This is a genomic window from Acaryochloris thomasi RCC1774 (genome assembly GCF_003231495.1).
Lineage (GTDB): Bacteria > Cyanobacteriota > Cyanobacteriia > Thermosynechococcales > Thermosynechococcaceae > RCC1774.
Genome location: NZ_PQWO01000019.1, coordinates 22,869 through 35,514 on the forward strand (window position 1 = coordinate 22,869; position 12,646 = coordinate 35,514).

At 50.2% G+C, this 12,646-nt stretch carries 11 protein-coding genes and 1 tRNA gene; 11 read left to right on the top strand and 1 reads right to left on the bottom strand.

The genetic code is table 11. The features are described 5' to 3' along the window. Window positions 1-226: 226 nt before the first annotated feature. Complete coding sequence (locus C1752_RS21970; RefSeq protein ID WP_110988205.1) at window positions 227-2,023, bottom strand: iron uptake porin; 1,797 nt, start codon at window positions 2,021-2,023, stop codon at window positions 227-229. Window positions 2,024-2,965: 942 nt separating this feature from the next. Here C1752_RS21970 and urtA point away from each other — a divergent pair. The 11 genes from urtA to C1752_RS22025 all read left to right on the top strand — a co-directional run bounded on the left by urtA (window position 2,966) and on the right by C1752_RS22025 (window position 12,624). Further along, on the top strand, window positions 2,966-4,249 hold the full coding sequence (urtA, locus tag C1752_RS21975; RefSeq protein ID WP_110988206.1) for an urea ABC transporter substrate-binding protein: 1,284 nt from the start codon (window positions 2,966-2,968) through the stop codon (window positions 4,247-4,249). A gap of 60 nt (window positions 4,250-4,309) precedes the next feature. Next, the gene (gene urtB / locus C1752_RS21980) at window positions 4,310-5,467 is read left to right on the top strand and encodes an urea ABC transporter permease subunit UrtB (protein WP_110988207.1); all 1,158 of its coding nucleotides are present in this window, start codon (window positions 4,310-4,312) and stop codon (window positions 5,465-5,467) included. Beyond that, on the top strand, window positions 5,460-6,620 hold the full coding sequence (gene urtC, locus C1752_RS21985; RefSeq protein WP_110988208.1) for an urea ABC transporter permease subunit UrtC: 1,161 nt from the start codon (window positions 5,460-5,462) through the stop codon (window positions 6,618-6,620). The genes urtB and urtC overlap by 8 nt, the downstream gene beginning before the upstream one ends. Further along, on the top strand, window positions 6,595-7,353 hold the full coding sequence (gene urtD / locus C1752_RS21990) for an urea ABC transporter ATP-binding protein UrtD (protein ID WP_110988209.1): 759 nt from the start codon (window positions 6,595-6,597) through the stop codon (window positions 7,351-7,353). The genes urtC and urtD overlap by 26 nt, the downstream gene beginning before the upstream one ends. 65 nt (window positions 7,354-7,418) lie before the next feature. After that, the gene (gene urtE / locus C1752_RS21995) at window positions 7,419-8,117 is read left to right on the top strand and encodes an urea ABC transporter ATP-binding subunit UrtE (protein ID WP_110988252.1); all 699 of its coding nucleotides are present in this window, start codon (window positions 7,419-7,421) and stop codon (window positions 8,115-8,117) included. Window positions 8,118-8,188: 71 nt separating this feature from the next. Beyond that, window positions 8,189-8,404, top strand: a complete 216-nt coding sequence (locus C1752_RS22000) for a DUF4089 domain-containing protein (RefSeq protein WP_110988210.1) — start codon at window positions 8,189-8,191, stop codon at window positions 8,402-8,404. Next, entirely contained in the window at window positions 8,404-9,777 is a 1,374-nt protein-coding gene (locus C1752_RS22005) for an AtzE family amidohydrolase (RefSeq protein WP_110988211.1), read from the top strand. Before C1752_RS22000 ends, C1752_RS22005 begins: the two co-directional genes overlap by 1 nt. Window positions 9,778-9,929: 152 nt before the next feature. Continuing rightward, window positions 9,930-10,277, top strand: a complete 348-nt coding sequence (locus C1752_RS22010) for a hypothetical protein (RefSeq protein WP_110988212.1) — start codon at window positions 9,930-9,932, stop codon at window positions 10,275-10,277. A gap of 228 nt (window positions 10,278-10,505) precedes the next feature. Continuing rightward, window positions 10,506-10,578: transfer RNA gene (locus C1752_RS22015), tRNA-His, on the top strand. A gap of 119 nt (window positions 10,579-10,697) precedes the next feature. Further along, the gene (locus tag C1752_RS22020) at window positions 10,698-11,678 is read left to right on the top strand and encodes an acetyl-CoA carboxylase carboxyltransferase subunit alpha (protein WP_110988213.1); all 981 of its coding nucleotides are present in this window, start codon (window positions 10,698-10,700) and stop codon (window positions 11,676-11,678) included. A gap of 232 nt (window positions 11,679-11,910) precedes the next feature. Further along, a complete protein-coding gene (locus C1752_RS22025; RefSeq protein WP_110988214.1) occupies window positions 11,911-12,624 on the top strand; it encodes an SDR family oxidoreductase in 714 nt (237 codons plus the stop codon). Window positions 12,625-12,646 lie beyond the last annotated feature (22 nt).

Here is a 12,646-nt window from a genome sequence, read left to right on the forward strand (position 1 = left end):
TTATCTTGCCCCCCTTCTCCCCAAGTTGGGAGACGAAGCAGGGGGATGAAGGTTATTTACAAAAGTGGGATAAACTCTGCAGGTCTGCTTGCAGCAGAAGAATATTGCAATTAGAATCGCGGCTGTATGGGGCAATCAAGATAAAAAATGATGCTCAAGTTAGTAAGGCTTGAGCATCACTCTATTATTGTTCAAATCTATGAGTGAGGAGATTGAACAATAAAATCTAGAAAGAGAACACGACCCGAACCAAGCCTTGATACAGGTCTGACTCAGCACTGCTGTTGTTGGGGTTAAGAATAGCCGAGAAAATCGGGCTAATCGTAATGTTGTCATTAACAGGGAAGCGATAAAACATTTCGATGTTTATCTGCTCTTCGTCGTTAACACCTGCAGCAGGTGAATCAATGCTGTTAATGAACGGCATGCCCACAGCAGCAGCCAACTGAGAACCAGGAATCAAGAGATCGTCAACGCCAATACCTGCCTGCCAAGTTTGGGCATCAAACTCCCCTCTTTGAACGGTATCAAATGGAATTGGGGTTGTTTCGCCGTTGGCATTGGCGAAGGAGAATCCATAGCGGCCGAAGATACCAAACCGGCCAAACTTGGCCTCAGCATTAACGCCAATGACGTCTTGCTCAATCTCGCTAACGGCTGAGTTTGTATACTGCAAACGAATCGCACCATCAATAGCGCCAAAAGTGTTTGCGTACTCAATTTCGGCTGTTGCCTGATAAGGGTCACCAAATAGGCCGCCGTCATTATCGACTTGAACTGCAGAGAATCCATTGACCGCAGTGTAAGCACCTCTAAACGAAAGAGGTCCACCGCCAGGATTGAAGTCAAAACCACCACCAGCACCACCGGTAAAGTTAGTGGCGAAGGGAGTAATGAGAGGATTGTTGACAAAGAACCAAGTACTGAAACCCGTGAAAGGACTTGTGAAGCTGTTGCCATCAATAATATCTGTGGGGTAGAACAAAGGGGCTACCGTGACAGCCAAATCTTCAATCGGTTTGAAAGTGTAGGCCAATCGATAGAGCAGAGCTTCAGTACCCACACCTGCAAAGTAGTTCTGACTGGGGTTCAGGAACTGACGATCACCAGTAAGCGGAGAAGCAACGCCGTTTGCTGAAGTTGTATCACCAATGGAAGCCTCGGTGAAAATATCCGTTCCTCCATTACCGAAGAACAGAGTTGTCTCTAGTAAATCGTCTCCAGAGAAGCTCGTATTAAAGCTCATGTAGACGGCAGCGATCGCACTGGCACGGGAATCGCCTAGCTGATCGAGACCTGGATCTCTACCGTCAGTAGAAATATCGAATGCGCTTGAAGAGTCGCCAAATTGGCCCAAGAATACTGCGGTTGCACTCAATTTGGTGGTTGTAGAAAACTGTTGCGCTTCTACTGTATCCACTCGAGCTTCTAGGCCATCAACTCGACCTCTGAGGGTCGCTAATTCAGCCGCAAATTCATCCTGCAGCGCTTTAACTGCATCTAAGTCAGCTTTGGAAGCGAAGCGATCGCTAATCTGGTCGAGACAAGCATTGAGAGCCGCAGCCATTTCGTAACGAGTGGCAGACCGGTTTCCCCTAAAGGTTCCGTTGGGATACCCTGCAATACAGCCGTAGCGCTCCACTAGAGACTGCAGGGCTTGGAAAGCCCAATCTGTCGGCTGCACGTCAGAAAGCTGTGAGACAGAGGTCACCTGCCCCACTGAATCAGATTTTGTTGATTCAACTAAATCCGAGACAGAGGTGGTTTGCCCAATGGACTGATCGGCAAGGGTGAAAGGCTGCTCAACACTAGAAAGACTGGATATCTCAGCATTTGCTTGAGCAGTCTCTTCTACTGGATTTGACAGTGACTCAGCGGTTATCGGAGACAGCGCGGGAACTTCCTGCGCTTGCGACGCGTCCGTAACTTTATCTTCGGCGTTAGCAGGAACAGCCGCTGCTAAGTAAACAGGTAGCAGCAGCGAAACTGAGAAAAGTATTCGCCCCAAATTAAGTCTAGCCATACTTGAAATTACTCCTCACGACACTGAAACGTGTTAATCGGGCTGATTGCTTGATACTTTGTATCAATTCAGCTCGTAATTATCCCACCTTCTCAAATCAACTCCAAGCAGGTCACTAGATAGAGTAGATGAGATCGCAAGTCCTCAGAATATCAAGAACAGCACCACACTCACCTCTCTGAGAACAGCATGAGAGCGAAATGAGATATCAATATCTAGTTATAGGCATTTATCCGGCATCTTTTGTATTGAAGACTACAAAAGATGATTAACTCACTCCATCGATTTTTCTTTTGCAGAATCTTACCCAAAGGCAACGGTGGAAGCACTTTGAGGCATCAGAGCCTATCCAAAACCTAACTCTATTGTCATGATTTCATTGCAATTAGAGTAGAGGTTAGGGTTGCTCGGCACAGGCGGCTTAAGCCGCGTCATCAGACAACTTGAGGTAGATACACGGAGATAAACAACCTCCAAGATGAAGGGAATCTGAATCTTGTATGAGAAGTCCCCCGACATCAAAACTCTATTTCCCTAACGCTTAGGATCGGGATTTTACTGAAGCCTAGCGATGACAATGAAGCACTGCTCAACGAAATTAAGAAGATATTAAAGCCTGTGCACGAAGCTTCGCAGTGCTGGGCCTGACAAGTATTCTAGAAATCCGTTTCTATTTCCACTCTGCTATACCCATGTCTTTTTTGTAACAAGGATTACATTCTTAGGCAACTCTCAGCCCTAATATCTCAAGGAATCATAAGGAGACTGTTTCTAAAGCTCAGCAGCCCCGCAGTCTGATGTTTTTAAGAAGGAACATTAACTACTTGTGCATTTTCACAAATAGTTAGTCTAAGACGCAGTGCAAAGATGACCTTAGCGTTCAGGCTTGAGTTACGGTTTCACTGCTAAATGGCATTTACTAATGAGGAGTAAGTCGGTTTTATGGCTAGAGGATTTAACAGACGAGAATTTCTGATCATGGGTTCCGTTGCTTCCGGCAGCGTTTTGCTCAAGGCATGTACCTCCAGTCCCGAGGGCGGCAGCGGCGAAGGAGCAGCTGGCGATCCTATAAAAGTCGGAATTCTTCACTCTCTCAGTGGCACCATGGCCATTAGCGAAAAGAGTGTCGTTGATGCTGAACAACTGGCGATTAAAGAAATCAACGAAGCTGGAGGCGTTCTCGGTCGCCCCATCGAAGCTGTCATTGAGGATGGTCAGTCTGACTGGGATGTCTTCACAGAGAAGTCTAAGAAATTGATTGACCAAGACAAGGTCGCAGTCGTGTTTGGCTGCTGGACTTCGGCCAGTCGTAAAGCTGTCTTACCTGTATTTGAATCCAAAGACCATCTGCTCTTCTACCCCGTCCAGTACGAAGGCCAAGAATGTTCTAAGAACATTTTCTATACCGGAGCAGCACCGAATCAACAGATCGAGCCTTCCGTCGATTGGCTTTTGGAAGAGTACAAAGACAAGCCTTTCTTCTTGGTCGGGTCTGACTACGTTTTTCCTCGAACTGCAAACACCATTATCAAGGCTCAGCTCGAAGCCAAGGGCGGAACTGTTGTGGGTGAAGAGTACATCCAGCTGGGCAGTACGGATGTAACCCCTGTAGTGGCGAAAATTCAGCAAGCCTTACCCGACGGCGGTATCATCTACAACAGTTTGAATGGGGACACCAACGTAGCCTTCTTTAAACAGATTCAGGGTAAAGGAATGGGGCCAGACAAGTACCCTACGATGTCGGTCAGTATTGCCGAAGAAGAGGTGAAAGCAATTGGCGTAGAGTATCTCAAGGATCACTATGCAGCCTGGAACTATTTCCAAACCGTGGATACCCCCGAAAGCAAGAAATTTGTTGATGCTTTCAAGGCTGAGTATGGCGACGACCGTGTGGTCAATGACCCGATGGAAGCGGCCTACATCATGGTTTACCTTTGGAAGCAAGCCGTCGAACAGGCAGGCGGTCCAGACGATCTGGAAAAAGTGCGGGCGGCAACGATTGGTCAGGAGTTTGCAGCACCTAACGGTCCAGTGAAAGTGGCCCCTAACCACCATATTTCCAAGACTGTGCGGATCGGCAAGATTGGTGAAGACGGTCTGTTTGAGATTGTTAACGCCACAGACGGCCCTGTCGAACCGATTGCTTGGAATCAGTATGTTGCTGAAACCAAAGGATTTGCCTGTGACTGGTCTGATCCGGCGAAGGGCGAAAAGTTCAAAATTTAGAGCCAGCCTCTAAACTCAAAACGCCATCATTCACGACTGCTTTCATAAGGAGTATCCTTCTTGACCGCGTTACTCGACGGCTTATTTGATGGCATCAGCATTGGCTCAGTTCTGCTTTTAGCGGCGCTGGGCCTTGCGATTGTCTTTGGCCTCATGGGTGTCATTAACATGGCCCATGGGGAACTGATGATGATGGGTGCCTACACGACCTTTGTCGTTCAGAATCTCTTTAAACCACTGGGCGCACCCTGGTTTGGCCTCTATATCATCGTGGCTCTGGTTGCCGCCTTCATCGTCACAGCGATTATGGGACTGATTTTAGAACGGGGCGTCATTCGCTATCTTTACGGGCGACCGCTAGAGACGCTCTTGGCAACCTGGGGCGTCAGCTTAATTTTGCAGCAGTTTGTCCGCAGCGTTAGCTGGATGCTCGTGATTGGCCTGTCGCTGTTCTGCATCTTGTTTTTTGGTGCGATGTCGTTTCTATCGCGACGGCCCAACTTTCAGCGCATTCGGAGCTGGGCACTGGTGATTTTGCTACCCCTCTCAACGGGCATTGCCTGGAATGTGGCAACCTTTATCGGAGACGTCTACAAGCTGCCAGTGACAAAGCCCTGGTTTGGTGCCCAGAACGTTGATGTAACCGCTCCAGGATGGCTCCGAGGGGGGCTTAAATTGGGAACTTCTCAGATCCCTTACACGCGTCTCTTTATTCTGGGGCTAACGATTGTTTGTATTCTGGGCGTTTACACCTTCTTGCATCGCTCTGCCTGGGGGCTGCGAATTCGGGCGGTGACGCAAAATCGTGAGATGAGTGCCTGTTTGGGCATTCCCACGCAAACGGTGGATGCATTGACTTTTGCCATCGGTTCAGGGCTGGCCGGAATTGCAGGCTGCGCAGTCAGCTTCCTCGGATCGGTTGGCCCAAATACAGGGCAGAACTACATTGTTGACACCTTTATGGTGGTCGTTGTTGGCGGTGTGGGTAAGTTGGTGGGCAGCATTGTGGCCGCGCTAGCGATCGGGATCGCCAACTACGTGATCGGAACTAACGCCCTTGGTCCTTTGGTTGCATCCGTTCCATTTCTGTCTGACTTTTTTGCCTTTTTTGCCAATGCCAGTATGGCCAAGGTGATGGTGTTTGCTTTAATTATCAGCTTCCTGCAGTTCAAGCCTGCAGGGATGTTCCCGCAGAAAGGACGGACGGTGGATGCTTAGGGCCATTAATCAGAAAATTCAACAAAGGCCGCGTCTGTTTGAGGCAGGATTGGTCGTTGCGATCGCACTTCTAATCCTATTCGCTGCCCCTGCCATCCTTACTGCAGTGGGCCAAGAGTTTCGCGTCAACATGCTGGGACGATTTCTGGCACTTGCGATCGTCGCCCTCGGCATTGACCTGATCTGGGGCTACACCGGCATCTTAAGCTTAGGACATGGTTTATTTTTCACGCTCGGCGGCTATGCCCTAGCCATGTACCTGAAGCTGCAGCTCCCAGAGGGAGAACTGCCTGAGTTTTTTACCCTCTACGGCGTCACTGAACTGCCTTGGTTCTGGAAGCCGTTTTATTCATTTCCATTTGCATTGGCGGCCACCGTTTTCGTGCCAATGCTAATTGCCACATTGTTGGGCTATCTGGTGTTCCGAAATCGGATCCGGGGGGTTTACTTTTCAATCTTGACCCAGGCCGCCCTGATCGTTTTCTTCAACTTCTTCAATAGTCAGCAAAAGCTGATCAATGGCACTAACGGTCTAAAGACAGACACGACCAAGATCTTCGATATGTACGTAGGGTCAGACGATGTACAAAGAGTTCTGTACATCCTGAGTGTGGTGTTCTTGATCTTAGCCTATTGTTTGAGCCGCTGGCTCACCAGTGGTCGCTTAGGTCGCCTACTGATTGCCATTCGAGATGACGAAAGCCGGGTTCGATTTTCAGGCTATGACCCGACCGGCTTCAAGGTGCTTGTCTTTGCAGTGTCGGCGGGACTAGCAGGGATCGCCGGTGCTCTCTATGCAGCCCAATCCGGCGGCATTTCGCCGAAAACCATGGACATTGCCTTCTCTATTGAGATGGTGATTTGGGTCGCCGTGGGGGGGCGGGCCAGCTTGGTCGGTGCTGTTTTGGGCGCAATTCTAGTCAACTTTTCTAAAAGTATTCTGAGCGAGCAGTTCCCGCAGGTGTGGCTATTTTTCTTGGGCGGATTGTTTTTGACGGTGGTGACGGTTTTGCCTGATGGGTTTGTGGGTTGGATACGGACAACGGGTGTGGAACAGGTGCGATCTCGTCTAGGCCGTCGTCGGCTCTTAACTTACCCCAGCTTGTCAGAAGATCCAGAGGTAGAATATGAGCGCCAAAATCTTAGAAATTGAAGATCTGACCGTTAGCTTTGATGGCTTCAAAGCCTTAAATCAGCTCAACTTCAGCATGGATCCAGGAGAGTTGCGCGTCATTATTGGACCCAATGGCGCGGGCAAGACCACCTTTTTGGATGTGATTACGGGTAAGGTACAGCCCACCATCGGCTCCGCCCGTTTCAAAGGTAAAAACCTCAAGGCACGCTCTGAACATCAGATCTGTCGCATGGGTATTGGCCGTAAATTTCAAACGCCGCGTATCTTCCTGAAACTGACGCCGCGAGAGAACCTTAGCTTAGCGGGCAATCGATATAAGGGTGTATTTTCGACCTTGCTCAACAAAAAGCCCGCTGGTGAGCGGCAAACGATTGGGGGACTGCTAGAAACCATTGGCTTGACGGCCAAAGCCGATATCTCAGCAGAACTGCTCTCCCACGGCGAAAAGCAGCGGCTAGAAATTGGGATGCTGGTTGCCCAATCTCCGGACTTACTGCTCGTTGATGAACCCGTGGCAGGCCTCACAGATGAAGAGACAGAGAATGTCGGGAACTTGCTGCTTGACTTAGCTGAGAGCCATTCCATTATTGTGATTGAGCATGATATGGAGTTTGTGCGCCAGATTGCCCGCCAGCAGGTCACGGTTCTCCATCAGGGTAGCGTGCTGTGCGAAGGCAAGATGAGCGACGTTCAAAACGATCCCCGCGTCATTGAGGTTTACCTGGGCGAAGCACCTTCAATGGATGAATGATGAATAGTACCTCTCCTAAAGCTGAACACGCCATGCAAATGCCTAATGACCTAGAGACCCCACCGATGCTCGGCATTTCTGGCCTCAACTTTTATTACGGTGAAAGTCACATTCTGCGAGGGATTGACATGACCGTTGCGCCGGGGAAAATGGTTTGCCTAATCGGACGCAATGGCGTCGGCAAAACCACGCTGCTCAAAAATATTCTCGGCTTACTTAAACCCAGAACCGGCACTCTAACAATGGACGGGAATCCTATGACCCGGAAGACCCCAGACCAGCGGGCCAGAATGGGCGTTGGCTATGTTCCTCAAGGACGGGAGATTATCCCTGGGTTGACGGTAAAAGAAAATCTGATTCTGGGCCTAGAGGCACGCCCCAACAAAAGAGGCAAGGCCAAAATCCCTGATCTGGTCTTCGAGCTTTTCCCGGTTTTGAACACCATGCTAGAGCGGATGGGAGGAGATTTAAGCGGAGGGCAGCAGCAGCAGCTTGCGATCGCACGTGCCTTGGTCGGTGAACCCAGGCTTTTAGTCCTAGATGAACCCACCGAAGGCATTCAACCCTCGATTATTTTAGAGATCGAAGCCGCAGTGCGACAGATTATCGAAACCACCGGTATTTCTGTACTCCTAGTGGAGCAGCACCTTCATTTCGTCCGGCAGGCAGATTGGTACTACGCCATGCAAAAAGGCGGCATTGTCGCCTCTGGTCCCACAGATGAACTCAGCAACGAAGTTATCCAAGAATTTTTAGCCGTCTAGGTTGCTTTGTTGCGATCGCAAACACTTGCCCCATTGTCAGAAAAATATCTTACCTCTCTAGACACCACCGTATGCCAGAAACCTCAAGTCATCCAACAAACTCTTCAGCCACCTTCGAAGTCAAAGCTTACGTCACTCAGACCGCAAAACTGCTGGGCCTTTCTATTCCTCCTGAACAGATGGGAAGCGTAGTCGAAAACTTCGAAAGCATCCAAACTATCGCCCAACCAGTGCTGGATTTTCCATTACCTGACACTCTAGAAGCGGCCCCCACCTTCGAGCCATAATGCACACGGCAGCCGAGATCGTTCAGAAAATTCATCAGGGGGAGACGACAGCCCAAACTATCGTGCAGGCCACCCTAACGCGCATCTCGCAGCAGGATGAGCACCGGAACTGCTTTACAACCGTCTTGAACTCATCGGCATTGGAAGCGTCAGCCGAGATTGACCGCAAGATTGCCGCAGGTGAAACCGTTGGCCCCTTAGCGGGCGTTCCCTTCGCGGTCAAAAATCTCTTTGATATTGCCGGAACGGTCACGCTAGCCGGTTCAAAAATCAATCAGGATCACCCTCCAGCAAAGCAGGATGCCACCGCCATTGCGCGTCTCAAAGCAGCAGGGGCGATTCTGATCGGGGCACTCAACATGGATGAGTATGCCTACGGCTTTGTCACTATCAATCACCACTATGGGGTGACGCCCAACCCCCACGCTCCGTCTCGAATTTCCGGCGGATCATCCGGCGGGTCTGCGGCATCAGTAGCTGCAGGGTTAGTCCCTCTAGCGCTGGGGTCAGATACGAACGGCTCCATTCGGGTGCCGGCCTCTTTGTGCGGGGTCTATGGTTTTAAGCCCACCTATGGACGTCTCTCGCGGGCAGGGGCTTTTCTATTTTCCAGCAGCCTGGATCATATTGGTCCCTTCGCGCAAACCGTACAGGATATAGCAACCACATTTGAGGTGCTACAAGGCCCAGATCACAGAGATCCGATCTGCACACACCGTCCTGCCATCTCTCCCAATTTGTCAGGAGACATAGAAGGGATGAAAGTTGCGATCGCAACCGACCATTTTGCCCACGGCATGACAACCACAGTTGCCCAAGCCCTAGAGAAGGTTGCCACGGCCATAGGTGCGATAGAGACCGTAACTCTGCCAGAATCGGCGCGCGCTCGTGCTGCGGCGTACTTGATTACCGCTAGCGAGGGGAGTCAGCTTCATTTGGCCCGGTTACAGACTCGTCTACAGAATTTTGATCCGGCAACTTGCGATCGCTTCCTCGCAGGCGCAATGATTCCCAGCAGTTGGTATATTCAGGCCCAGAGATTTCGCCGTTGGTACCGAGATCAAGTCAGAGAAATCTTCAGCACAGTAGACCTGATTTTAGCGCCCACCACACCGTGCCCTGCACCACGAATTGACCAAACCACAATGGAGCTAGAGGGTAAAGTAGTCCTCATCCGTCCACACCTGGGATTTTACACTCAACCCCTCTCGTTCATTGGCTTGCCCGTCCTTTCCGTTCCAGTTTATTTGCCAGGAGAACGACCAGTCGGCATTCAGCTTATTGCCCGCCCCCACGACGAAGCGACAATTTTCAATGCCGCTGCAGCTCTGGAGCAGAAGGGCATTGTGCAAGCCAACATTGTGCCATCCTAAGCTTCAATTAAGTTATGTAAATAGAAAAACCGAGATGTCAGATCCTCAACGCTAGCGGGCAGCTTAGAGTGCAACCTAGGTCGAAATGAGTGAATAAATCATATCTACCCATTTTCCCCTAGACTCTCTGCCGTCCTATCTTTCGTTCAATCATGGCTCGATACACTTGTTGCTTAACGGTTGCTGTAGCCCTTGAGAATCTCTACCAGAACCTGACCGATATGCTCAGAGGCTGCAATCTTGAAATTCTGTTCTCCCAAGGAAACTGCGTTCTGGCTCGAGAGAAACCGGGCCAAGTTCCTTTCGAGCATCTAGTGACCGTGGAAGTTCTCGTTGACCAAACCCGCTCTAAGAAAGAAGCGACTGATTTTGATCTAGTGGTCAAGAACGGTGAACTACCGCTTCAGAGTAGTAACCACTGCAGCCAAATCTATCAGCGGATCTTGAAAGATAGTGCCGCATATCAGGGGTGGCAATTCATCACCACCGTGGCAAAGTAGTTTCTCAAGCCCAATATCTCCCTGATGCAGCTTCAGTCTTAAATCCAAAAGCATGCTCATCTTGGATGATTATGAAAACGCTCAAACCCTTGAGGGAAATACTTTTCAAGAAAAATCACGAATATCTCAATTTCCTCTGTTGCTGCGCCTAAAGTTGTGGCACTGAACAACACAATCAAAGTCAATGGATCATAATTCACTGCAAATGCTATAGTCATATACGCTATGGCGAGCGTAGCCAAGTGGTTAAGGCAGTGGATTGTGGTTCCACCATTCGGGGGTTCGATTCCCCTCGTTCGCCCTTATTTAAAAGGCAGTAGCGTATACTACCTAACAGAAAGTGAGGCTTTCTTGAGCGCCGGTTGTTTGGGGTTTATTTGCCCAAGGCCCGGTACTTTTTGTTCGTGAACCCCTAGGCCGATGACTGATTCAAAGCGTAAACTGCAGCTACTGGATTTTGAGAAGCCTTTAGCTGAGCTCGAATCCCGAATTGAACAGATTCGAACCCTTGCCGAAAACAACGATGTCGATGTTTCTGAGCAAATCCAGCAGCTAGAAGCCCGTGCCACCCAGCTCCGGCAGGAAATATTTAGCAGCTTGACACCCATGCAAGAGCTGCAGCTCGCGCGTCATCCTCGCCGTCCCAGCACCCTAGACTACATTCAGGCGATTACCGACGAATGGATAGAACTGCACGGCGATCGCCAGGGTACAGATGACCCCGCAGTCGTCGGCGGTGTCGGCAAGCTCGCCGGTCAACCCGTTCTGATTGTAGGCCACCAAAAAGGCAGAGACACCAAGGATAACGTCGCTCGGAACTTCGGCATGGCTTCTCCGGGAGGGTACCGCAAAGCCCTTCGCCTCATGGATCATGCCAACCGATTTAATCTACCCATTCTGACCTTCATTGACACTCCAGCAGCCTGGGCGGGACTTGAGGCCGAACAATATGGGCAAGGCGAGGCGATCGCCCGCAATCTGCGAGAAATGTTTCAATTTGATGTGCCAATCATCTGTACCGTGATCGGAGAAGGTGGCTCTGGTGGAGCCTTAGGGATTGGGGTCGGAGACCGCCTAGCTATGTTTGAGCACTCTATTTATAGCGTTGCCCCACCAGAAGCCTGTGCGGCCATTCTTTGGCGCGATGCCCAGAAAGGCCCAAAGGCAGCAGACGCCCTCAAAATCACCGCAAAGGACCTACTCAGCTTGGGTCTGATGGATCAAATCTTGCCCGAACCTATGGGAGGAGCCCACAGCAACCCCATAGAAGCAGCCCAAACCCTCAAGCAATCACTCCTTTCAACTCTTGATGAGCTATGGCGGCTCTCGGGCCAGGAACGGCGCGATTTGAGGTACGATAAATTCCGTCGAATGGGGATCTTCACACAAATTGCGGCCTAGAGTGCCTCTGCATAGATCTAAATGCGGTGGTAAAATGCATAAATGACATATTTGTTTACAAAGCAAGTGCCTTTCAGTGAAAGCTTTAGCAGATATGGCAGCTAATGGGTTTGAGCGATGGATCTGTGCCTATTTGTCACTCATCCGAGGTACACCGCCCAGCCCCCCGTCAGCAACTCTCTCCTACGCTCGCGGATGCTATCATCCCCAACCTAAAATCTTTAAACGATAAATGACCTCCCAAAATCAACAGCGCGTCCTCATAACAGGGGCAAGCAGCGGTATTGGCCGTGCGACAGCCCTTGCCTTTGCCAAGACCGGTGCAAACCTTGCTTTAGTGAGCCGCTCCAACGATGCCCTCACCACCTTGGCGCAAGAAGCACAGTCTCTGGGAGTAGAAGCAAAAGCCTACTGTATTGATCTGGCCTGTATTGAACAGGTTGCCGAGAAAATCACAGAGGTTGGTGCTGTTGATGTCTTGGTCAACAATGCCGGCATAGGCTACACTGCAGAGCTATCTGAGACACCGTTATCTGAATGGCAATCGGTTTTGGACCTTAATCTAACCAGTCCATTGCAGTGTATTCAGGCAGTGCTACCTAGCATGAGAGCCAAGGGTAGAGGAAGCATCGTTAATGTGGTTTCTATTGGAGGGCGTCAAGTCTTTAGTCAGTGGGGAGCCTACTGCACCAGTAAGTTTGGGCTAATGGCCTTAACAAAGACATTGGCTCTTGAGGAACGGTCCCATGGGATTCGGGTAATGGCTATTTGTCCGGGAGCCGTGAATACATCTTTATGGGATAGTCCTGACGTTGACGCTGATTTTGAGCGCTCGGCCATGCTGTCCTCAGAGGATGTTGCTCAAGCGATTGTCAGCGCCGTCCAATTGCCACAACACGCTGTCATTGAAGAGCTGGTCCTCATGCCTAATGTAGGGACGTTCTAGTTCTAGATCTTCTCGGCAGCGA

What these genes read in the sequence shown, in the direction of transcription:
- C1752_RS21970 (WP_110988205.1), bottom strand. Translation starts at nt 2,023, where the DNA reads ATGGCTAGACTTAATTTGGGGCGAATACTTTTCTCAGTTTCGCTGCTG.
- urtA (WP_110988206.1), top strand. Translation starts at nt 2,966, where the DNA reads ATGGCTAGAGGATTTAACAGACGAGAATTTCTGATCATGGGTTCCGTT.
- urtC (WP_110988208.1), top strand. Translation starts at nt 5,460, where the DNA reads ATGCTTAGGGCCATTAATCAGAAAATTCAACAAAGGCCGCGTCTGTTT.
- urtD (WP_110988209.1), top strand. Translation starts at nt 6,595, where the DNA reads ATGAGCGCCAAAATCTTAGAAATTGAAGATCTGACCGTTAGCTTTGAT.
- urtE (WP_110988252.1), top strand. Translation starts at nt 7,419, where the DNA reads ATGCTCGGCATTTCTGGCCTCAACTTTTATTACGGTGAAAGTCACATT.
- C1752_RS22000 (WP_110988210.1), top strand. Translation starts at nt 8,189, where the DNA reads ATGCCAGAAACCTCAAGTCATCCAACAAACTCTTCAGCCACCTTCGAA.
- C1752_RS22005 (WP_110988211.1), top strand. Translation starts at nt 8,404, where the DNA reads ATGCACACGGCAGCCGAGATCGTTCAGAAAATTCATCAGGGGGAGACG.
- C1752_RS22010 (WP_110988212.1), top strand. Translation starts at nt 9,930, where the DNA reads ATGGCTCGATACACTTGTTGCTTAACGGTTGCTGTAGCCCTTGAGAAT.
- C1752_RS22020 (WP_110988213.1), top strand. Translation starts at nt 10,698, where the DNA reads ATGACTGATTCAAAGCGTAAACTGCAGCTACTGGATTTTGAGAAGCCT.
- C1752_RS22025 (WP_110988214.1), top strand. Translation starts at nt 11,911, where the DNA reads ATGACCTCCCAAAATCAACAGCGCGTCCTCATAACAGGGGCAAGCAGC.